The following is a 22,297-nucleotide window of genomic DNA, read 5'->3' as shown; positions in this document are numbered from 1 at the left end:
TCCAGCCAATCCAAACAAATGGAACTACAACTTTTAGATTACAGCATTATTTTTGGGTTCATTGCCCTCGTTCTTTTTATAGGAATCTATGTTTCAAAAAAGTCTGGCAAAAATACATCTGAATATTTTTTATCAGGGAGGAATATGCCCTGGTGGCTTTTGGGATTTTCTATGGTGGCTACTACCTTTTCCACCGATACACCTAATTTGGTAACGGATTTTGTCCGTACAGATGGTGTATCCGGAAACTGGGGGTGGTGGGCTTTTTTGCTTACGGGACTACTCACGGTTTTTGTGTATGCCAAACTCTGGAGAAAATCCAATGTCTCCACGGATATGGAATTTTATGACCTAAGATATGGGGGGAGACCAGCGCATTTCCTCCGTGGGTTTAGAGCCTTGTATTTAGGCGTAATTTTTAATGTGATGGCCATGTCAGCGGTTACATTGGCAGCCATAAAAATTGGTCAGGTAATGCTTGGTTTGGAACCAATTGAAACCGTGCTGTTCGGAGGCACCATCACAGTAATATTTAGTGCCGTAGGTGGTTTTCGAGGGGTTGTTTATACTGATTTTATCTTGTTTTTTGTAGCCATGGGCGGTGCCATAGGAGCTGCAATTTATTTAGTTAACATACCCGAAGTAGGAGGTTTGGACAATATTTTGGCCAATACACAAGTGCAGGAAAAAATGTCCATTCTACCCGATTTTTCGGATACCGACGCATTAATTGGCCTATTGATCATCCCACTGGCAGTACAATGGTGGAGTGCATGGTATCCCGGTGGTGAACCCGGTGGTGGCGGTTATATTGCACAACGAATGCTTGCGGCCAAAAATGAAAACCATGCTATTGGAGCAACCTTTTTCTTCAACATATTGCATTACGCCCTAAGACCATGGCCATGGATCTTGGTTGCATTGGCCTCTATTGTTGTATTTCCGGATTTAGAAAGTATCCGACAAGCCTTTCCAGATGTGCCGGAAAACATCCTTAAAAATGATCTGGCCTATTCCGCGATGTTGACAAAGTTGCCCACCGGATTGTTAGGACTGGTTTTGGCATCTTTGGGAGCTGCCTATATGTCCACCATTTCTACCCATCTAAACTGGGGTTCCTCTTATATTGTAAATGATTTTTATAAACAGCAGGTCAATAAAAACGCTTCCGAAAAAGAATTGGTGAACGTAGGAAGGATCTCCACGGTTGTTCTTATGGTTCTGAGCAGTTTATTCGCACTCGAACTTAACAATGCCACACAATTGTTCGATATCATTATTATGTTTGGAGCTGGAACCGGACTCATATTTATTCTGAGATGGTTTTGGTGGCGTATCAACGCATGGAGCGAAATCGTTGCCATGTTCTCATCTGGAATTATTTCCATAATATTCTGGCAGAATGAAGATATACTCTTTTTATCAGAAGGAGCGCCGTTCCCAACTTGGAGCAAGTTTCCGTTGGTCGTACTTATCACCACAATCCTTTGGTTGGCGACTACATTTTTGACAAAACCAGAAGAAAACAAAGTTTTGTATCGATTCTACAAAATCACAAAACCTGGAGGTCCTGGCTGGAAAAAGGTTCATGATGATGCTAAAGCCGAAGGCGTTTCATTGGAAGATGAGAATATAAAATGGAGTGTTCCATCAGGAGTTTTGGCGATGATTGTTGGCTGTATTTTGGTGTATGGTTGTCTCTTTGCCACAGGAAATTGGATTTATGGAAATTATCCTTTGGCCGTAGGACTTACTATTATGGTAATAGTCGCCACATTGGTGCTGTTAAGAATTTGGCGCGGGATGCGGAATGTTTTTTGATCAGCTCCTTAATTCCAATAATCTAGATACATATTTTCCTACCACATCAAATTCCAAATTGACTATAGTACCTACATGGTAAGTATGGAAGCGGGTGTGCTCGTGGGTATACGGAATGATGGCTACATTAAAACTATCTTTTTGGGAATCTACCACAGTCAAACTAACACCATCCACAGTAATTGAGCCTTTTTCAATCGTAACATTATTCAGTTTAGGGTCATATTCAAAAGTATAGACCCAGCTACCATCCTTCTCCTCAACGGATTTGCAAACAGCGATTTGGTCCACATGTCCCTGTACTATATGCCCATCTAAACGGGCACCCAATACCATGGCACGTTCCAAATTAACGGTATCTCCCAGCATCAATTCACCCAAATTGGTTTTATTCAGGGTTTCTTCAATAGCCGTTACGGTATAACTGTTCCCAGTCAAAGAAACCACGGTTAGGCATACCCCATTGTGCGAAACACTTTGATCTATTTTCAATTCCGGAGCAATATCCGAAACAATGGTTAGGTGCAGATTCCCCCCATCTTTCTCAAGCTTTTCAACTTTACCCAAAGTCTCTATGATCCCTGTGAACATGTCTCTTATTAATTGACTAGTTTTGTAATGCAAAAGTAGCCATTACGGCATTCATTTTATGAAGGAAGAGCAGAAAATAAAATTAGGGATTTCCATAGGGGACATAAACGGAATTGGGTGCGAGGTAGCACTTAAAACATTTGAAGACCCTAGAATGTTAGAGTTTTGTACACCCATCATATTTGCGTCAAACAAAACCATTTCCCATCAAATAAAGGATTTGGGAATTGATATTAAGTTTAATGGTGTTAGGAGTGCCGACCAAGCATTGGAGGGCAAGGTCAATATTGTCAATGTTTGGAAAGAAGTGCCTAGGATAGAATATGGCAAAGCCACCAAGGAAGGTGGTGATTTTGCCATTCGTTCTCTGAAAGCTGCCGTTGCCGCACTTAAAGAAGATAAAATTGATGTACTGGTCACAGCTCCCATCAATAAGAACAATATACAATCGGAAGATTTTAAGTTTCCAGGACATACAGATTTCCTTGCCCAAGAACTCGAGGGTGAAAGCCTAATGTTTATGGTAACCAATTCCTTGCGTGTTGGACTGCTCACAGATCATATTGCAGTAAAGGATGTTGCCGAAGCCATTACTCCTAAATTAATAAGGAACAAAGTGGCCACAATGGAAAATTCCCTTAAAATGGATTTTGGTATCCGAAGACCTAAAATTGCCTTGCTTGGCATTAATCCACATAGCGGAGACAATGGAACCATTGGGGAAGAGGATGATAAAATTCTAAAACCTACAATAAGCGAATTGTTTGATAAGGGAACTTTGGTTTACGGACCGTATTCTGCGGACAGTTTTTTTGGATCTGACAATCACAAGAACTTTGACGCGATTCTTGCTGCCTACCATGACCAAGGCCTGATTCCATTTAAGACCCTTTCTTTTGGAAAAGGGGTGAACTATACTGCAGGATTAAAAAAGGTTCGAACATCACCAGACCACGGAACAGCCTACGAAATTGCAGGTAAAGGCAAAGCCGATGAGAGCTCTTTTAAAGAAGCTGTGTTCACCGCTATCCAAGTGTTCAAAAACAGAAAGGAGTATCTGGAACTGACCAGTAATCCGCTTCAAAAGCAGAAAATAAAGCGAAGTAATTAAAAAGTTGCCTGTAATTTCGATTTTTGTTGTGGCAACAATTGCAGTTTTGTAAATTAGTAGTATCTTTGCACCCGCCTTTACCGGCTGGTACACAAACCTTAAGTGTAGAAATGATGAAGCTGAAAGAGTATTTTATCCCTTTTTCAGGTCTGAAATTGGGAGAACATAAATTTGTGTACGATATTGACAATGCGTTCTTTGAATCTTTTGACTACCAAGAATTTAACGGAGCTTCCGTTCGGATAGATGCCATTTTGGAAAAGATGAGCACTATGATGGAACTTCAGATTAATGCGAAAGGTACCATAAATGTGGATTGTGATCTAACAGGTGAATCTTTTGACCAGCCTATCGATTCCAATTTAAAACTTGTCGTCAAATTTGGTGATGAGTATAATGATGAAAATGATGAGATATTGATCATTCCACACGGAGAGCACCAATTTAACATTGCACAGTACATTTATGAAATGTTAGTGCTTGCTGCTCCTCGAAAAAGAGTTCATCCAGGGGTTGAAGACGGAACATTACAGTCGGATATCTTGGATAAGCTAGAAGAATTACAGCCAAAAGAGAATACAAAATCAATAGAAGAAACAGATCCCAGATGGGATGATTTAAAAAAGTTACTAACGGATAAATAGGTTTATAATGGCACATCCTAAAAGAAAAACATCGAAAACCAGAAGGGACAAAAGAAGGACCCACTACAAAGCAGTTGCGCCAACGATTGCCAAGGACTCAACCACAGGTGAAATGCACTTGTTTCACAGAGCACACTGGCACGAAGGCAAATTGTATTATAGAGGTCAGATTTTAATCGACAAAACAGAAGAGGAAACTGCGGCCTAACCGCAAACACCTTAGAACAAAGCAACTCCCGTTCAATTATTAACGGGAGTTTTTTTATGCGCACATGTTAACACCCAAAATCGGTTGGTTTTACCCATAAAGTCATATAAAATGACTAATTTTCACCGCTTTTGGGTCATACTTCAATGTTTTTGACAATAAAGAAAGGCTAAAATGAAGAAAACAACAGCAGCAATAACGGCTGTCGGAGGGTACGTTCCAGATTTTGTTCTCTCCAACAAAATATTGGAATCCATGGTGGATACCAATGATGAGTGGATAACCAGCAGAACCGGAATAAAGGAGCGAAGAATCTTAAAAGAAGAAGGTGCAGGAACATCTTACATGGCAATAAAAGCCGCGGAAGATTTATTACAAAAAAGTGGTGTTGAAGCTTCCGAAATAGATTTTGTACTTGTTGCCACGGCAACACCCGATATGCCGGTCGCTTCTACAGCTGCATACGTAGCTTCGGAAATTGGTGCTGTAAATGCTTTTGCCTATGACTTACAAGCTGCATGTTCCAGCTTTTTGTATGGCATGTCCACTGCGGCCAGTTATATAGAATCGGGTAGATACAAAAAGGTATTGGTCATTGGCGCAGATAAAATGTCGTCCATTTTAGACTATACCGATAGAACCACTTGTATTATTTTTGGGGATGGTGCGGGAGCAGCCCTTTTTGAACCCAATGAAGATGGGCTCGGTCTACAAGATGAGTATCTTCGTTCGGACGGGGTTGGACGTCAGTTCTTAAAAATTGATGCCGGAGGCTCAATTTTACCAGCTTCTGAAGAAACGCTTAAAAATAAAAAACACTACGTCTATCAGGATGGTAAGTCTGTGTTTAAATTTGCTGTCTCGAACATGGCCGATGTATCTGCACTGATCATGGAACGGAACAACTTAACAAAAGATGATGTTCAATGGTTGGTACCCCACCAGGCCAACAAACGTATTATCGATGCCACGGCCAACAGAATGGGTGTAGAACCAGAAAAAGTTCTAATAAATATTGACCGTTACGGGAATACAACTTCCGCAACGTTACCTTTACTGCTTTATGATTTTGAAAAGCAGTTGAAGAAAGGAGATAATATCATATTTGCCGCCTTTGGAGGAGGCTTTACATGGGGTTCCATTTATTTAAAATGGGCCTATAATTCTTAATCACACAACTAACTAAATTATATTCCATGGACATTAAGGAAATTCAAAGTCTAATCAAGTTTGTAGCCAAATCGGGTGCCAGCGAGGTGAAGTTGGAAATGGAGGACATTAAGATCACCATTCGAACCGGGAGTAACGACTCTAACACACCGGAAACTACAATTGTTCAACAAATACCTATGGCACAGGCACCTGCTGCTGCGCCTACACCACAAGCACCAATCGCTGCTACAGAAACTGCAGCAACCTCATCAGATCCCAATAAAGGAGAAGATGACTCAAAATATATTACCATAAAGTCTCCTATTATTGGAACATTCTACAGAAAACCTGCTCCTGACAAATCTCCTTTTGTGGAAGTTGGAAGCAATATTAACCAAGGAGATGTTCTTTGTGTGATAGAAGCAATGAAGCTTTTCAATGATATTGAATCGGAGGTTTCAGGTAAAATAGTTAAGATATTGGTTGATGATTCATCTCCTGTAGAGTTTGACCAACCATTATTCTTGGTAGACCCGTCGTAGTGAATTTTAAATGATAAATTTTAGGCAACAGTTTCTGTTGCTTAAAACCATTTAAAATTTAGAATTCAGAATTTAAGATTGTGTTCTATGTTTAAAAAAGTATTGATTGCGAATAGGGGTGAAATTGCCTTGCGAATAATAAGGACCTGCAAGGAAATGGGCATTAAAACCGTGGCCGTTTACTCTAAAGCCGATGAGGAAAGTCTACATGTACGCTTTGCCGACGAAGCCGTTTGTATAGGTCCAGCACCCAGCAACGAATCTTACCTAAAGATTCCTAACATTATAGCTGCAGCAGAGATTACCAATGCAGATGCCATTCACCCAGGATACGGGTTTCTTTCTGAAAACTCCAAATTCTCTAAAATTTGTGCCGAGCATGATATCAAATTTATTGGTGCATCTGGGGAGCAAATTGATAGAATGGGAGATAAAGCAACAGCCAAAGAAACCATGAAAAAGGCCGGAGTGCCTACTGTTCCCGGCTCTGAAGGTTTGTTGAAAGATGTTGACCACGCCATAAAGGAGGCCAAAAAAATGGGCTACCCCGTAATGATCAAAGCAACTGCAGGTGGTGGTGGTAAAGGAATGCGTGCTATTTGGGCTGAAGACGAAATGGAGAAAAATTTCAACAGTGCCGTCACTGAGGCCACAGCAGCCTTTGGCAATGGTGGCATGTATATGGAAAAGTTGATTGAAGAGCCCCGACATATTGAAATTCAAATTGTGGGAGATCAATATGGGAAGGCCTGCCACTTGTCCGAAAGAGATTGTTCCGTACAACGCCGACACCAAAAACTTACCGAGGAAACGCCTTCGCCTTTTATGACGGACAAACTACGTGAAGATATGGGTAAAGCGGCCGTTAAAGCTGCTGAACATATAAAGTATGAAGGAGCTGGTACTATAGAGTTTTTAGTGGATAAACACCGAAACTTCTATTTTATGGAGATGAACACCCGAATTCAGGTAGAGCACCCTATTACAGAACAAGTTGTAGACTATGATTTGATACGCGAGCAGATTTTAGTTGCTGGCGGAGTTCCAATTTCAGGGAAAAACTATTATCCAAAATTACATTCCATTGAGTGCCGAATTAATGCGGAAGATCCGTATAATAACTTTAGGCCATCCCCTGGAAAAATCACTACATTACATATGCCAGGTGGTCACGGAGTACGGTTGGATACTCATGTATACAGTGGTTACATGATTCCTCCGAACTATGATTCCATGATTGCCAAGTTAATAACCACAGCCCAAACAAGGGAAGAGGCCATTAACAAAATGAGAAGGGCCTTGGATGAATTTGTAATAGAGGGGATCAAGACCACTATACCTTTTCACCGTCAATTGATGGATCATCCTGATTATTTGGCCGGCAATTACACTACCAAATTCATGGAAGATTTTGAAATGGATCCAAAATATAAAGATCGTCATTAAACAAAACCCCGTAATTATCGGGGTTTTTCTTTTATGGAACTAAGCTATTGGGAACATAAGACCTGGTTTTCGAATGTTGATTTCACCATCGTGGGCAGCGGCATTGTTGGTCTCAATTGTGCCATCCACCTGAAGGAGAAATATCCCAAGAGCAATATCTTGATTCTCGAAAAAAGCAGTTTACCACAAGGGGCTAGCACTAAAAATGCAGGGTTTGCCTGTTTTGGAAGCGTCTCCGAAATTTTATCCGACCTAGAGCATCACAGCGAGGAAGAAGTGGTGCAACTGGTTCAAAAGCGATGGAACGGAATCCAACGTTTACGGCGTTTGTTGGGAGACAAGCCTATAAGGTTTGAACGACATGGAAGCCATGAACTTTTTCCCTTGGAAAAACCGGAATTCTATGAAAACAGCTTGAAATCCATTCCATACCTCAACGGTTTGATGGAGCCCATATTTGGTGAAAAACCTTTTGTAACCAACAATAATCTCTTCCGTTTTGGCAACATTCAAGAAAAATACATCACACACCTGTTGGAAGGACAACTGGACACGGGCAAAATGATGCGTTCTTTAATTCAAAAATGTTTGTCCATGGAAATTCCGATATTAAACGGGATAATGGTCAAAGACCTGATTGAAACAAATAACGGAGCGACTATCATAACAAATGACTTCGAATTTTCATCCAAAAATGTGTTCGTGGCTACCAATGGATTTGCCTCCAAACTATTGAAAACAGAAGTAGTAAAACCGGCACGGGCCCAAGTTTTAATCACGGAACCCATCAAAAACCTAACAATAAAGGGAACCTTTCATTTTGACGAAGGATATTATTATTTCCGCAATATTGATGATCGAATTCTATTCGGTGGTGGCAGAAACCTTGATTTTAAAACGGAAGAAACTACCGAGTTCGGGGAAACCTCGATTATTCAAAATAAGCTTGAAACTTTGCTCCGTGATATGATTTTGCCCAATCATCCTATAAAGATTGAACGTAGATGGAGCGGCATTATGGGTGTGGGCACACAAAAATCACCTATTGTAAAACCTATTTCCAATTCCATCTATTGCGGTGTTCGGTTAGGTGGTATGGGCGTAGCCCTTGGCAGTCTTGTTGGTAAAGAGTTGGCCGAACTGGCTGATTAAACCATTCTCCCATCCAATAAATTGATGATTCTTGAGCCATATTCTGCATTTTTCTCAGAGTGCGTCACCTGAATTATTGTTACTCCGTCATCATTCAATTGTTTAAAAAGCTCCATGATTTCCTCACCTTGTTTAGAATTTAGGTTTCCTGTGGGTTCATCTGCCAAAATCAATTTCGGATTAGTAATCAACGCCCTTGCTACGCCGACCAGCTGCTGTTGTCCACCACTTAATTGAGCTGGAAAAAGGTCTTTCTTGCCTACGATATTGAAACGATCCAACATATCGGCAACCATCGCCTTACGCTCCGAGCCTTTTATCTTTTTATAGATCAGCGGCATTTCTAGGTTTTCTTTTACGGTGAGGTCATCCAGTAGATGATAGGATTGAAATACAAAACCAATATACTGTTTATACAGGTTTGATCTGTGCTTTTCCTTTAAGCCATGTACCGATTCGTCCATAAAATTATATTCCCCTTCATCAAAGTTATCCAACATACCTATAACGTTTAACAAGGTGGATTTACCGGAGCCTGAAGGCCCCATTACAGAGATAAATTCTCCTTCCACGACTTCTAGATTAATGTCTTTTAGCAAAAAAATACGTTGGCCGCCAGAGTTGACCCATTTGAATATGTTGTTGAGTTGTAGTAACATGGTTTATATATTTATTCGTCTCTTAAACTTTTTACGGGATTGGCTGAAGCGGCTTTTACGGTATGTGACCCTACTGTGATAAAGGCTATTACAGTTGCAGACAGTCCTGCTCCCAGAAAATATAAAGGGCTTAAGCTTACGTGTGAAGCATAGTTCTGCAGCCATTCATTTAAAAAATACCACGCTATTGGTGTCGCAATGACAAAGGCAATCCCTACCAACTTTAGAAAATCTTTAGTGAGCAAAATCGCCACGGAGGATATACTGGCACCAACCACTTTACGCACCCCGATTTCTTTGGTTCGTTGGGTAACCACCAACATGGATATGGCAAAAAGTCCTAAACAGCTTAAAATAATTCCTAGTACACTGCCACTGGTAATTATGGTTGCCATTGTTTTTTCCCGTTTAAAGGTCCGGTCTACGTTTTCATCCAAGAAAGACCCAAGAAATTCAGCTTGGGGCTCTATTTTTTCCCACGCGGTTTTTATGGCATCATAGGAATTGGTCACATTTTGGGGCGCAATCTTCACATAGGCGTAGTATAGGTCCCAATTACGGTTTAAAAATAGGGTAAGCGGTTTTATCTCATTTTTCACATCCTGAAAATAAAAGTCCTTTATAACACCAACAACCGAATAGGTTACTGCGTCGGACATATGAATTTGAATGGACAATGGATCTTCTTCCCCAAATTGCTTGGCCATGCTTTCGTTAATCACCAAACTAAGGCTGTCAGCACTATATTCCCTACTGAACATGCGCCCTGATTTAAGTTCAACATCCAGTGTTTTGGCATAATCGTAATCCACTGTTAGTGCATTTGTTACCAACCCCTTGTCTTTATAATCAAATCCCATCATGTTTCTGGAAATGCTTCCATCTCTGCCTAGTCCCAAATTACTATCAGAACCAGTAACAGATAGGATATCCGGGTTTTGGGAAAGTTCATCTCGCAAAAGGTCTAAGATAGCGTAGCTGTCCTTTCTTCCGTTCAAGGGAATAGAGATAACTTGCTCCTTGTTGTAACCGAGGTCTTTGTTTCGCAAAAATTCTAATTGACCGTGCAGGACCAAGGTACCACTGATCAAAATAATGGCAACAACAAATTGAAGCACAATCAACCCATTGCGCAATCGGTTTTTACCAAGGTTCAGCTTACCCTTTAAAGCTCTTATTGTACCCAACTTACTCAAAAGCAATGCTGGATAACCCCCTGAAATCAATGTAATTACAAATATTGATACTACAAATAGTACAATAATCCCTGGTTGGGTAACCTCTTTGAACGTAGCTTTGGTATTGAAAAGTGTCTTAAATGGTTCTATGAGCAAATTACTGACCAAAAGTGCCAAGCCTACGGCAATAAGGAAAACAATCACACTTTCCATCCAAAACTGAAAGAACAATTGCTTTTTGACGGCTCCAAGGGTCTTACGCATACCAATTTCCTTCAATCGTTTTTCGCTTAAGGCGATGTTCATATTGATGAAATTGGCGCATACAATAAATATGATAACCAATGCTACCCCAAGTATAATATAGGGAAATGTACGGGGCGCATCAGCCTTGCCTGCCTTGTACGATGCAAAATGCATGTCGGTAATGGGCAAAAGATGAAGTTGCTTATACTGTCCGTTTTCGTCTGGGGCTGCCCCATCCCTTATGTCTGTCTCAATACTTCCCTTATAATGTAGGTTCGTGAACGCCCTAGAATTTTCTTCAAACTGTTTTGGGGTGACTCCTTCTTCCAACTGCAGAAATACTGAGAGAAATTGGGAGTTCCATACATCTTTATTGAGTTCATATTCCGGATGGTTCTCAAATGGAATAACAATATCAAAACCCATGCTGCTGTTGGCCGGGCTGTTCTCCAAAATAGCTGCTATTGTATACGGGCGCTCTTCACTTCCGATTCTGACCAGAACGGTCTCTCCAATCACCTCGGTGTTGCCAAATAGTTTTGCGGCCGTTTCCTCGGTGATGGAAACCGAGCTTTTTGAAGGGAGTGGATTTTTGGTGTTACCTGAAATTACAGGAAATGTGAATATATTGAAAAACTCAGAATCCACATATTCGGCGGCCAAATCCAAATCTTTCGCTTGGTAGGATACTAGGGCCGTCTCGCTTAAAGTGCGGGTAACTCGTTTTATTCCAGGCACCTCTTCCATTAGTGCCGGTGCCAAGGGCACGGGGTTGGATGTACTCGCCTCCGTGCCACGAGGCGTTTGGTTCGTGGCATATATTTGGTAGGCGGAGTCTTTATTTTCATGGAATTGGTCAAAAGACAATTCGAACAAGGCCGTCATGGACAATAAAATGGCCACTGCAAAGGCGCAGGTCAACCCAACAATATTGGCTATGCTGAAAATCTTATTCTTGATGAGATTTCTCCAAGCGATTTTTAAATAGTTCTTGAACATTTTTGTTCGGTTTTGATGATTTATTTATTCCGTCCGAAGGCTCTTCACCGGGTTGACAATGGCCGCCTTTATACTTTGATAGCTCACCGTTAAGAGGGCAACGCCCACCGCTAACAATGCAGAGAGGGCAAAAATCCACCAAGGAATGTCGATTCGGTATGAGAAATCCTGAAGCCAGCGATTCATAGCGTACCAGCCTACGGGAAGTGCAATTAATACTGAAAGCCCTACGAGTTTTAAAAAATCAACGGATAAACGGTATACAATTTGTCCAACGCCAGCTCCCAAAACTTTTCTCACACCAATTTCCTTGACACGCTTTTGCGCATTAAATGTGGCAAGGCCCAAAAGTCCAAGGCATGCAATGATGATGGAAAGTATGGTAAAGATCATAAAAATCCTCCCCAAACGTTGTTCTGCTTCATAACTGGTGTTAAAAGAGTCGTCCATAAAATAACTGTCGAATGGCTGGGTGGGTGCCATTTCCCTCCAAATATTCTCAATTTCGGAAACAGTTCGGGACAGGTCTACACCATTGAGCTTAATGGCTATATTGCTGGCATATTCTGTTCCGTAGAACAGGGCCAATGCCCCAACCTCTTCCCTTAGTGTCTCATAATGGAAGTTGTTTACCACTCCTATAACGGTAGATAGTGTACTGTCTCTTATGTCATTCACAAATTGGGTTCCGATAACATTTTCAGGGGTTTTTCCCAAAACAGCCACTGCTTTTTCATTTAATATTACAGCGGATGAATCTGTGGCATACCTTGTTAAATCAAATGTTCTTCCTGAAACAAGTTCAAGGTCCATAGTGGATAAATAATCTTCGTCCACCGCCCATTGTTGCATATTGATAGACTTCTCTTGACTACGGTCCTCGGCCAGCATATATGTTCCACTGCTACGAGATGATGGAGTGGGTAAGTAACTGCTTAAAGTCGCTTTGTTGACTTGGCTAATTCGCAACAAAGCATCTTTAAACGCCTGTTTTTTGCCTTCAAGGGAATTTACGCCACTTACTACCAACACTTGGTTTTTGCCATATCCAAGATCTTTCCCTTGTATATATCTAAGTTGTTGAAATACAGTCAAGGTCCCCATGATCAAAAACACAGATATACTAAACTGAAGTATTACCAACACATTCCTTACCCTTCCTCCTCCTATAGCATTGTCTCCATGTCCCTTCAATACTTTTGCAGCTACAAAACGTGACATAAAAAAGGCAGGGTAGCTACCGGAGAGTAGCCCCAGGACCAATGCTACTACAAGCAAAATCAACCAAAACAAAGGATTGGAAAAAGGAATGGACAATTCTTTTCCTGAAATATCATTATATAATGGCATGGCAATGGATGCTATGATCACCGCAAATATTAACGACGCCAAGGCAATCAATCCCGACTCGGTCAAAAATTGTCCGATTAAGCTGCTACGTTGGGATCCCAATGTTTTACGAATACCCACTTCTTTGGCTCTTTTTAAGGAATGTGCAGTGGACAAGTTCATGAAGTTTACACTGGCCAGCACCAATAAAATAAGTGCAATTGCCCCGAGAATGTATACGTTTTTAATGTCGCTTACGGCACTGAATTCTGGGTTTCTTTTTGAGTGTAAATGAATATCCGTCAGTGGAATAGTGGAGTAGTTGACATAGTTACCGGAATCTAAAAATTGCTGTTCGGTTATTCCGGGAAAGTATCTTTGGGCATATGGAATAAGGTATTTTCCTACCATCCCCTGCATTTCGTCTTGTATATCCAATCCTGAAGCCCCTGGGACTAGTTTTATAAATGTGTAATAATTATGGTTCCCCCATTCGGCAAGTTGTGCATCTTCATAGCCTGCCATGGATAAAAAAATGGACTTATCTTTAAATATCGAGTTTTTGGGAAGGTCCTCTATCACTCCCGAAACAGTATACGTATCTTCATCGTTGATCACGAAGGTTTGTCCTATCGTTTGGCCTAAGGGAAAGTGTTTTTCTGCCGCACTCCTCGTCATCAACATAGTATTGGGCTCTACCAATGCGGTTCGCTCATCACCATATAGCAATTTGATGCCAAACATTTTAAAAAAGGTCGAATCGGCATAGGATACTTGAGGTTCCCTTACATTGTTCCTTTCGTTCTGCGGTCTGATAAAAACACTTCCTATACTCCTAAACCTTGTAGCCATTTCCACTTCGGGTATATCGGTTACCATGGCTTGGGCCATGGGTGCGGATACCTCTGCATGGCTTTCTGCCGATCCTCCAAATTTCATGTCGGTATTGATTCTGTAGATACGTTCCGCGTCTACAAACATTTTATCATGGCTCAGGTCGTCATAAATGTAGAGACCGAGCAAAAGCCCACCAGCCATTCCTATAGCTAATCCAAAAATGTTGAGGAAGGTGAAGAATGGCTGTTTTTTAAGGCTTCTCCAGGCTATTTTGATGTTGTTTTTATACATGATTATCGTTTTTTGATGATACGCTAGTTGATTTATTCTGTTCGTAAGCTACGTGCAGGGTTGGATTTTGCTGCTTTGATTGCCTGAAAACTAACTGTAATAATGGTGACTGCAAAAGCCCCGACCATGGCCAATGCGAAAATCCACCATTTTAGTATTATTCGATAGGGATATTCCTGTAACCATCCATTCATTACATAATAGGCAATGGGTACCGCGATAAAACAGGAGATAATTACTAATTTCAGAAAATCCTTGGACAACATATTCCAGACATTGAACACCGAGGCGCCCAATACTTTGCGAACTCCTATTTCTTTGGTCCGTTGTTCAGCTACATAAGATGTCAAACCAAAAAGTCCCAAACAGCTTATCAGAATCGCAAGGGCTGTAAAAATTCCAGATAATTGACCAATTCGTTCTTCCGCAGCAAATTTTTCGCCGTACTCCTCATCCACAAAATCATATTGAAAGGGAATATTGGGAAAATGCTCTTTAAAAACCCTTTCAATAATCGCTATATTTTGGCTGGCACTTTGGTTAGGGTTCAATCTCAAGTTATAATAGGAACCATTTCCGTTTCTATCAAATACATACATTCCCTGTTTTACAGGTTCGTATGGAGATTGTGCGATCATATCCTGCACCACGCCAATAATTTTCATGGGCTCAAAAGGATCTTCTGTATCGGAATCCGTAATAAATTTGCCTACGGGGTTGTTCAAGCCCATGTATTTTACGGCAGTTTCATTAAGAAGCACCGCAGTGGAATCCGAGGCATATTCCCTAGAAAAATCCCTCCCCTCAATAATTTTTAAATTGAGGCTCTTGGCATATTCCGGGGATACTTCGGTCCAAGCTAAATCCTCCTGAAAACCTTCTGGTTTTCCTTCCCAATCAAAACCACTGCGGTTGGACCAAATTCGGGTGGTGGGAGCACTGGACGTAGACATTTCAGTTACCGCCCCTGAATTGATGAATTCTTCCCGCATTAAATCAAACTTTCCATTAAAATCTTGACTCATGGTCGGCACTTGTAACAAACCTTCTTTATCATAACCAACAGGTCTGTTTTTTGCGTAATTAATTTGTTGCATCACGATTACCGTTCCTATGATAAAGGCTACCGAAACCGTGAACTGTACCACGACCAAAATTTTACGGGGCAAACCAGAATGTTTTCCTGCTTTAAAAGTTCCCTTTAAAACATCAACCGGTCTAAATGAAGATAAATAGAGTGCCGGATAACTCCCTGCCAACAAAGCGGTAAACAGGATGAATGCCAAAGATGCTGCCCAAAACCCAGCAGAACCCCATGGAAATACTATTTCTTTTCTGGCCAGATCATTAAATCCATTCAAAGACAAGACTACAATACAAATGGCTATTATAAATGCAAAAAGCACCACCAAAAACGACTCTCCCAAGAATTGATTGATCAATTGGCTACGTTGGGATCCAATGGATTTTCTAATACCGACTTCCTTGGCCCTCTTCTCCGATCTGGCTGTGCTAAGGTTCATAAAATTGATACAGGCCAAAAGCAGCACAAAAACACCAATGATACCAAATAACCAAACATATTTTATTCTACCTCCAACTTGTTTTCCGTTCTCGAATCGGGAACGTAAGTGCCAGTCTTTCATGGGAAGTAAAAATAATTGTGGGTTAAATTCGGCAGTGTTTTCGTTAAGCTCTTTCTTTACATCCTTGATTTTATCAGTTACTACTTCCATGGATGTGTTATCGGCAATTTGAACAAACATTTGGAACGAGTTGTTCCCCCATTGGTCTTCGGCATTCTTTATCCATTCATTAATGGAAACATACTTGTCCCATGGCATCAAAAAATCGGTGTCGTTAAAGGATGTGTTAAATGGAATGTCTTCGAATACCGCCGTTACCATCATATCGTATTGGCTATTGACTTCGACAACCTTTCCAATGGGGTCTTCATTGCCAAAAAGTGCATTAGCAGTAGATTCGGAAATCATAATGGAATTAATTTCTCGAAGTCCATCTTTTTCCCCTTTTAAAATATTCAGATCGAACATTTCAGGAGCCTCCCGTTGTATAAAATTTCCTTCTCTAGAAATATTGGTTTCTCCATATTTAAGGTACTGCGAAGTGGTCCATGAAGACATGGCCAAATTTTTATAATTATCCATATAGCTCTCCCTAAATGCTTTTTCCAAAGGACGGGGCATGGCAGGTCCGGTTCCCACCTCACCGTTGAATGTCTGGGATTGATAGACTTGCGCTATTTGATTTTTGTTGGAAAAATAATTATTATAGGAAAGCTCATCCTTGATCCACAACCCTATAATTAGGGCAACCGCCATCCCTAACGCAAGACCTCCCACATTGATAATGGTATAGGCCATGTTCTTGGTGAGGTTTCTCCAGGCTATTTTTAAATAATTTTTAAACATGATAGTCGTTTTTTGATTGATTGTTCTATTCGGTTCGTAAACCTTTTGATGGTTGCAGCAAGGCGGCTCCAATAGATTGATAACTTATTGTGAGTATGGCAACACCGAGGGCTATAAGTCCTGCTAACAAAAATATTTCCCAGCCTATGGTTATTCGATAGGCAAAGCCCTCCAACCAGCGACTCATTAAATACCAACCAATGGGAACTGCAAGGCAAATGGAAACAACGATCAGCTTTAAAAAATCAAATGTGAGCAATTGGTAAATATTCTTGAAAGGGGCTCCCAACACCCGTCGGATGCTAATTTCCTTTCTACGTTGTTCCACCATAAATGCGGAAAGGGCAAATAGTCCCAAACAGGCTACAAGAATTGCAAATAGTGCGAAACTGTTGAAGATTTTTCCCATACGTTTTACATCGGCGTGCATCTGGGCAAATTCCTGTTCTAAAAAGGTGTAACTAAGGGCTTGGTTCGGTATGTTTCTGTTCCAAACATTTTCAATGGATACTAAGGCTTCGGTTGGATCTCCTTTCCCCAGTTTTACAGAAACGGCACCAGCATCTTTTCCAATAATCAACGACAGTGCAGAAATATCTTCTTTTAAAGATTTAAAATGAAAATCTTCTATTGTTCCAATAATTGTAAATGTTTGACCGCCGTTGTCAATTTTTTTACCAATTGGCTCCTTTAAACCCAAATCGGACGCCATTTTTGTATTGATAACAATGGAACTTATGGAGTCGAAGGCAAATTCCTTGGAAAAATTCCTCCCTTGTTTAAGTTGTATTCCCAGCGTTTCAATATAATCGTAATCCACTCTCCATATTTGGCCAGGGACACCTCTACCACCATCATCCTGTCCTTCTACCATAAAGGTATTTCCGTTTCTGCTGCCACCATCAATGGGCAAATAATTGGTGGAGGTAACCTTTTCTACTTGAGATATTGTTGATAGTTGCTCTTTAAATGCTTCCATTTTATTTCCAAGTATGTTGGTTCCCTCGAGCACCACAACCTGTTCTTTGTCATATCCCAACTCTTTATTGATGATAAAATCCATCTGACGGTAAATGATCAATGTTCCAATAATCAAGATGACAGAGGTTGTGAATTGAAAGATTACCAAACCGCTCCTTAATTTTCCGCTTTTGCTGCCTACACTCAATTTGCCTTTCAAAACATTTGCCGGTCTAAATGAGGACAGGTAAAACGCTGGATATAACCCGGCCAATATTCCGATACATATTGCCGCGAGCAATAACGAAGGAAGGAACCACCAAACGAGCCATGGAAATTCCATGTTTTTGGAGGCAATCTCATTAAAAGTAGGGAGTAGCACCCTAGCGAGTATAATTCCCAATACAAAAGAAACTATGCTAAAAAGAACGGATTCCGTTAAAAACTGGTTTATCAGGTTATTTCTGAATGCACCGATCGTTTTTCTAAGTCCTACCTCTTTTGCCCTATTCGCCGATTTCGCCGTGGAAAGATTAATAAAGTTGATAATGGCCAAAAGCAAAACAAAACCTGCTATGGCTGCAAACAACCATACAAACTTAATATCGCCATGTTCAAGTCCATCCTGCATTTTAAGATCCGATTTTAAATAAATGTCCGTTACCGGCTGCAGTTTATATTCAGCAGTTCTTAACACGTCAATAAAATCTGCTGAACGTCCTCGTTTTATTTGAGCTGGAATGATATATTTTTCAACAATCGAAGACATTTTTTGCTCCAATTCTTGAATATTGGTGTTTGGGTTTACCAAAACGTATGTAAAGTAATTCTGGTTGGTCCAACTTCCGTACTTGTCTTCGACTGGAAGTAAAAAATCAAAATTAAGATGGGAATTCTCGGGCAGATCTTCCATTACACCTGTTACGGTGTAAGGCGTTGTAGCATCATTGTCCAAAAAAACGGTTTGCTCTAAAGCATTGCCATTGGGGAAATACTTATCCGCCTTGGATTTGGAGAAAACAATGCTTTTGGGTTCGGTTAAAGCAGTTGCCGCGTTGCCTTGTTCCAAATTGATTTCCAAAATATCAAATGCTTCTTGATCGGCCAGGACAAAGTTCTTCTCAAAGGTGTTTTCTTGCTTTCCACTCAACCGCATACCCCGTTTTCCTGCTCCAAAAATCTCAATGGTATTTATTTTACCTGCCTTGATTATTTCTGGAAAATCGGATTGTAGTGCATCGGCAAAAGGCAATTGAAAATGGGTGCTTTTCATTACTTCCCCATGGAGTACGCCCTGCATTACCACTCTATAAATTTGATTTTTTTTAGCGTAATGCTGATCGTAGCCGACTTCGTGCCGAATAAAAAGAGCAATCAAAAGGCAAGCTGCTATGCCCATGGCAAAACCACCTATTTTAATAAAAGTAAAGAGCTTGTCCTTTTTAATGGCCCTCCAGGCGATATTTAGGTGGTTTTTAAACATGATTGTTCGTTTTTGATTGATTTATTCTGAACGTAAACTTTTCACCGGATTTACCCTAGCTGCCTTAATTGCTTGAAAACTAATGGTCAACAAGGCTATGATTATGGCAATGGCCCCTGCTATCACAAATGCCCAGGCATTTATGGAAATACGATAGGCGTAGCCTTCCAACCAATTTTGCATAAGCAACCATGCAATAGGAATGGCAATAACAATGGCCATGAGCACCAATCGCATAAAATCTTTGGACAACAAGCCAACAATACCCGTGATGCTAGACCCCAATACCTTACGGACTCCTATCTCCTTTCTCCGTTGGTCTGCGGTAAAGGCCGACAGCCCGAACAATCCCAAACATGAAATAAGTATGGCCAACAAGGCAAAAATTTGGGAAAGGTTTCCTATCAGTTTCTCACTCTTAAACTTGGCATCATACGCATCGTCCACAAATTCATATTCAAAAGGAAATGCGGGATTGAACTTTTTCAACGATGCCTCCATAGCGGCCAATGCGGATGCCGTTGCTATACCCGATTTTGCCTTCACATACATAAAGCGTGCTTCGCTTGGATCGTTAAAAAAAATGACGGGGTCACTAGATCCGTACATATCGTCGTATAAATAATCTTTGACTACGCCGATTACGGGATAATCTTCTTCCACCGTTTTTCCAATCGCGCTGCCACTCCCCATCAATTTGGTAAAAGATTCACTTACAATGATATTGGTACTATCCTGAGCGGGATTTTTACTAAAACCCCTTCCTTCAATAATTTCCATCCCTGCGGTATTGAAAAAATCCGATGTAACATTTCTAACCGAAACCAACACGTTCTCGGTATCTACTCCTCCTTGCCATTCCAACCCTGATGTATTGTTTCCACCGGAAAGGATGTCCGAATTATTTAACCCAATGCTCTCTATCATTCCCGATGCTTTCATATCCTCTTCGATGGGAATGAAATTTTTAATCATATCCCCGGTTACAGGTATTTTAACCAGATTATCCTTATCATAACCTAAATCGCGAGCTTTTACGTGCTGTATCTGTTGGTAGACGATAATGGTACCAATGATGAATACAATGGAAACCACAAATTGGGTGGCCACCAGTCCTTTTCTAATAAATGATACGCTTCCTTTTGTTTTTCGAGATCCTTTCAAAACATCTACAGGTTTAAAAGAGGATAAATAGAAAGCCGGATACCACCCTGCTACAATGCCACAGACCAGTGTAATGCCAACTAATGCAACTAGGTGAGCAGGGGCTAAAAGACGTAGCTCCAATTGTTTATCAATAAGTGTATTGAATGGGGGCACCAATAATTTTAACAGCAGTACGCTCACTAAAGTGGATATTATCGCGGTTATTACGGCTTCTGCCATAAATTGGGAAATCAGTCCTTTTCTGCCCGACCCCAACACTTTTCGAACTCCAACCTCATTGGCCCGTTTTTCGCTACGGGCAGTTGCCAAGTTCATAAAGTTGATACAGGCGATTAATAAAATAATGATTGCAATTAGGCTGAACAGCCTGACATATGTAATTTGACCACCTATATTTTTTCCTCCTTCAAAAGTGGACCTTAAATGCCAATCTTTCATTGAGAACAAAAAGGCAACGGTTTCATCGTCTTCGGTCTTTTCGGGAAGTATTTGCTTCACTCTCTGATTGACAACATCGAAATTTGCTTCAGGAGATAGTTCCACAAAAGTGTCAGAAAAATTAGCCCCATATTCCTTCATCCATTCTTTACCGGCTGCAAATCGTTCAAAAGGAGCCACCCAATCAAAACTATATGTCACGTTATTCGGCAAGTCTTCATATACTCCGGAAATGGTATAATTGGTATCGTTGTTTATTCTAACCACTTTACCAATGGCTGATGTGTTTTCCCCAAATAATTGCTTTGCAGTTTCTTGTGAAATGATAATGGCATCCACCTCATCGAAAGCGGATTCCAAGTTGCCTTCTACGAAAGTTAGACTGAACATGCTTAAAAAATCAGGGTCTGCAAATCTTCCGGTCTTATTGATTGATATTTCATTTGCCCGAAATAAAAGCTCTTCTCCTTTTGTTCTGGCAGAACCTACAATACCGGGAATTTCTTCTTTTAATACTTCTGCCAATGGGCCTGGAGTAGCTTGGAAAAATGTTCTCCACTCGCCATCATACTGCTGATTGGTAGGAACGTAATAAACCACATCTTGTTTGGCAAAATTTTTATCGTACCCTACTTCATCTTCTACCCATAGTAGAATCATAGCGGCACAAGTAATACCGATAGCCAGGCCAAAAATATTCAGCAAGCTATAGCCTTTATTCTTCCAAAGGTTCCGCCAAGCTATTTTGATATTGTTTTTTAACATGGTTATCGGTTTTTGATTTATTTATTAGAATCATTTATCCGTGATTAAAGGATAAGTTTGGTTGGTTTGGTTTTGGTCAGTTATTTGTTGATTGATGAATAAACTCCTAGACCATAGCTTTCATGGGCTTGTTTTGACTTTCTGTCACTATTTGACCATCGAACAGGTTAATCACTCTGTGCGCGTAGTGTGAATCGCGGTCGGAATGTGTTACCATAACAATTGTAGTTCCCTCTTGGTTCAGTTCCGTCAATAGGTTCATTACCTCGATACCATTTTTGGAGTCCAGGTTCCCGGTAGGCTCATCCGCCAAGATGAGTTTTGGATTTGTTACAACGGCCCTGGCAATGGCAACCCTTTGTTGTTGACCTCCCGAAAGTTGTTGTGGAAAGTGTTTTTCCCTATGCGCAATTTTCATACGCTCCAAGACCTTCATCACCTTTTCCTTGCGTTCTGCTTTGCCCATTTTTAGATAGATCAATGGGAGTTCTACATTTTCAAAAACAGTAAGCTCATCTATAAGGTTAAAGCTTTGGAAAACAAAGCCAAGGTTTCCTTTTCTAAGTTGGGTTCGTTGACTTTCTTTTAATCCTCCCACTTCGTGTCCTGCGAAATTGTAGCTTCCCTCTGTAGGGTTGTCCAGCATTCCAATAATGTTCAGTAATGTGGATTTTCCACAGCCGGACGGCCCCATGATCGCCACAAATTCTCCCTCTTCCACTTTTAAGTTTACACCGTTCAGGGCCAAGGTTTCTACCTCTTCTGTTCGGAAACTTTTTTTAAGGTTTGTTATCTGCATCATTTTTAATGGTTGTTTTTAATTTATATAAAGACTATTATTTATTG

16 protein-coding genes are annotated in these 22,297 nt (G+C 40.7%); 8 read left to right on the top strand and 8 right to left on the bottom strand.

Going from position 1 to position 22,297, the window contains the following annotated elements; genetic code table 11:
• The first annotated feature begins 18 nt into the window (after window positions 1-18).
• A complete protein-coding gene (locus MWU56_RS11515) occupies window positions 19-1,821 on the top strand; it encodes a sodium:solute symporter family protein (protein WP_247044630.1) in 1,803 nt (600 codons plus the stop codon).
• On the opposite strand, the gene MWU56_RS11510 is transcribed toward MWU56_RS11515, so the two are convergent.
• Window positions 1,822-2,412 carry a riboflavin synthase gene (locus tag MWU56_RS11510; protein ID WP_247044628.1) on the bottom strand — a complete coding sequence of 197 codons (591 nt, stop codon included), beginning with the start codon at window positions 2,410-2,412 and terminating at the stop codon, window positions 1,822-1,824. It abuts the gene before it with no gap.
• Window positions 2,413-2,470: 58 nt separating this feature from the next.
• Here MWU56_RS11510 and pdxA point away from each other — a divergent pair, with 58 nt between their 5' ends.
• From pdxA to MWU56_RS11475, 7 genes are all read left to right on the top strand, one after another.
• Window positions 2,471-3,523 carry a 4-hydroxythreonine-4-phosphate dehydrogenase PdxA gene (gene pdxA, locus MWU56_RS11505; protein WP_247044626.1) on the top strand — a complete coding sequence of 351 codons (1,053 nt, stop codon included), beginning with the start codon at window positions 2,471-2,473 and terminating at the stop codon, window positions 3,521-3,523.
• Window positions 3,524-3,633: 110 nt separating this feature from the next.
• Window positions 3,634-4,167, top strand: coding sequence for a YceD family protein (locus MWU56_RS11500; RefSeq protein ID WP_247044625.1), 534 nt, complete (start codon window positions 3,634-3,636; stop codon window positions 4,165-4,167).
• 7 nt (window positions 4,168-4,174) lie between these two features.
• On the top strand, window positions 4,175-4,375 hold the full coding sequence (rpmF, locus tag MWU56_RS11495; protein ID WP_247044624.1) for a 50S ribosomal protein L32: 201 nt from the start codon (window positions 4,175-4,177) through the stop codon (window positions 4,373-4,375).
• A 174-nt stretch (window positions 4,376-4,549) separates the two neighbouring features.
• The gene (locus MWU56_RS11490) at window positions 4,550-5,545 is read left to right on the top strand and encodes a beta-ketoacyl-ACP synthase III (protein WP_247044623.1); all 996 of its coding nucleotides are present in this window, start codon (window positions 4,550-4,552) and stop codon (window positions 5,543-5,545) included.
• Between the two features lie 26 nt (window positions 5,546-5,571).
• Window positions 5,572-6,069 (top strand): acetyl-CoA carboxylase biotin carboxyl carrier protein, encoded by a 498-nt coding sequence (accB, locus tag MWU56_RS11485; RefSeq protein WP_247044622.1) that lies wholly within the window; start codon window positions 5,572-5,574, stop codon window positions 6,067-6,069.
• Window positions 6,070-6,156: 87 nt separating this feature from the next.
• Window positions 6,157-7,515, top strand: coding sequence for an acetyl-CoA carboxylase biotin carboxylase subunit (accC, locus tag MWU56_RS11480; protein WP_247044621.1), 1,359 nt, complete (start codon window positions 6,157-6,159; stop codon window positions 7,513-7,515).
• A gap of 33 nt (window positions 7,516-7,548) precedes the next feature.
• Window positions 7,549-8,667, top strand: coding sequence for an NAD(P)/FAD-dependent oxidoreductase (locus MWU56_RS11475; RefSeq protein ID WP_247044620.1), 1,119 nt, complete (start codon window positions 7,549-7,551; stop codon window positions 8,665-8,667).
• Here the strand turns inward: MWU56_RS11475 and MWU56_RS11470 are convergent.
• From MWU56_RS11470 to MWU56_RS11440, 7 genes are all read right to left on the bottom strand, one after another.
• Entirely contained in the window at window positions 8,664-9,326 is a 663-nt protein-coding gene (locus tag MWU56_RS11470; RefSeq protein ID WP_247044618.1) for an ABC transporter ATP-binding protein, read from the bottom strand. The two genes, MWU56_RS11475 and MWU56_RS11470, sit on opposite strands and share 4 nt — an antisense overlap.
• A gap of 11 nt (window positions 9,327-9,337) precedes the next feature.
• The gene (locus MWU56_RS11465) at window positions 9,338-11,749 is read right to left on the bottom strand and encodes an ABC transporter permease (RefSeq protein WP_247044616.1); all 2,412 of its coding nucleotides are present in this window, start codon (window positions 11,747-11,749) and stop codon (window positions 9,338-9,340) included.
• 24 nt (window positions 11,750-11,773) lie between these two features.
• A complete protein-coding gene (locus MWU56_RS11460) occupies window positions 11,774-14,206 on the bottom strand; it encodes an ABC transporter permease (RefSeq protein ID WP_247044614.1) in 2,433 nt (810 codons plus the stop codon).
• A 32-nt stretch (window positions 14,207-14,238) separates the two neighbouring features.
• Entirely contained in the window at window positions 14,239-16,638 is a 2,400-nt protein-coding gene (locus tag MWU56_RS11455; protein ID WP_247044613.1) for an ABC transporter permease, read from the bottom strand.
• A 25-nt stretch (window positions 16,639-16,663) separates the two neighbouring features.
• Window positions 16,664-19,081 (bottom strand): ABC transporter permease, encoded by a 2,418-nt coding sequence (locus MWU56_RS11450; protein WP_247044612.1) that lies wholly within the window; start codon window positions 19,079-19,081, stop codon window positions 16,664-16,666.
• Between the two features lie 21 nt (window positions 19,082-19,102).
• Window positions 19,103-21,451, bottom strand: a complete 2,349-nt coding sequence (locus MWU56_RS11445) for an ABC transporter permease (protein ID WP_247044611.1) — start codon at window positions 21,449-21,451, stop codon at window positions 19,103-19,105.
• Window positions 21,452-21,557: 106 nt separating this feature from the next.
• Window positions 21,558-22,253 carry an ABC transporter ATP-binding protein gene (locus tag MWU56_RS11440; protein WP_247044610.1) on the bottom strand — a complete coding sequence of 232 codons (696 nt, stop codon included), beginning with the start codon at window positions 22,251-22,253 and terminating at the stop codon, window positions 21,558-21,560.
• Window positions 22,254-22,297 lie beyond the last annotated feature (44 nt).

Source organism: Allomuricauda sp. F6463D (assembly GCF_023015965.1).
Lineage (GTDB): Bacteria > Bacteroidota > Bacteroidia > Flavobacteriales > Flavobacteriaceae > Flagellimonas.
The sequence above is the reverse complement of the archived record's forward strand: the minus strand, read 5'-3'. Positions and strand labels throughout refer to the sequence as shown.

Coding starts and splice junctions, on each gene's coding strand:
- MWU56_RS11515 (WP_247044630.1), top strand. CDS start 19: ATGGAACTACAACTTTTAGATTACAGCATTATTTTTGGGTTCATTGCC.
- MWU56_RS11510 (WP_247044628.1), bottom strand. CDS start 2,412: ATGTTCACAGGGATCATAGAGACTTTGGGTAAAGTTGAAAAGCTTGAG.
- pdxA (WP_247044626.1), top strand. CDS start 2,471: ATGAAGGAAGAGCAGAAAATAAAATTAGGGATTTCCATAGGGGACATA.
- MWU56_RS11500 (WP_247044625.1), top strand. CDS start 3,634: ATGATGAAGCTGAAAGAGTATTTTATCCCTTTTTCAGGTCTGAAATTG.
- rpmF (WP_247044624.1), top strand. CDS start 4,175: ATGGCACATCCTAAAAGAAAAACATCGAAAACCAGAAGGGACAAAAGA.
- MWU56_RS11490 (WP_247044623.1), top strand. CDS start 4,550: ATGAAGAAAACAACAGCAGCAATAACGGCTGTCGGAGGGTACGTTCCA.
- accB (WP_247044622.1), top strand. CDS start 5,572: ATGGACATTAAGGAAATTCAAAGTCTAATCAAGTTTGTAGCCAAATCG.
- accC (WP_247044621.1), top strand. CDS start 6,157: ATGTTTAAAAAAGTATTGATTGCGAATAGGGGTGAAATTGCCTTGCGA.
- MWU56_RS11475 (WP_247044620.1), top strand. CDS start 7,549: ATGGAACTAAGCTATTGGGAACATAAGACCTGGTTTTCGAATGTTGAT.
- MWU56_RS11470 (WP_247044618.1), bottom strand. CDS start 9,326: ATGTTACTACAACTCAACAACATATTCAAATGGGTCAACTCTGGCGGC.
- MWU56_RS11465 (WP_247044616.1), bottom strand. CDS start 11,749: ATGTTCAAGAACTATTTAAAAATCGCTTGGAGAAATCTCATCAAGAAT.
- MWU56_RS11460 (WP_247044614.1), bottom strand. CDS start 14,206: ATGTATAAAAACAACATCAAAATAGCCTGGAGAAGCCTTAAAAAACAG.
- MWU56_RS11455 (WP_247044613.1), bottom strand. CDS start 16,638: ATGTTTAAAAATTATTTAAAAATAGCCTGGAGAAACCTCACCAAGAAC.
- MWU56_RS11450 (WP_247044612.1), bottom strand. CDS start 19,081: ATGTTTAAAAACCACCTAAATATCGCCTGGAGGGCCATTAAAAAGGAC.
- MWU56_RS11445 (WP_247044611.1), bottom strand. CDS start 21,451: ATGTTAAAAAACAATATCAAAATAGCTTGGCGGAACCTTTGGAAGAAT.
- MWU56_RS11440 (WP_247044610.1), bottom strand. CDS start 22,253: ATGATGCAGATAACAAACCTTAAAAAAAGTTTCCGAACAGAAGAGGTA.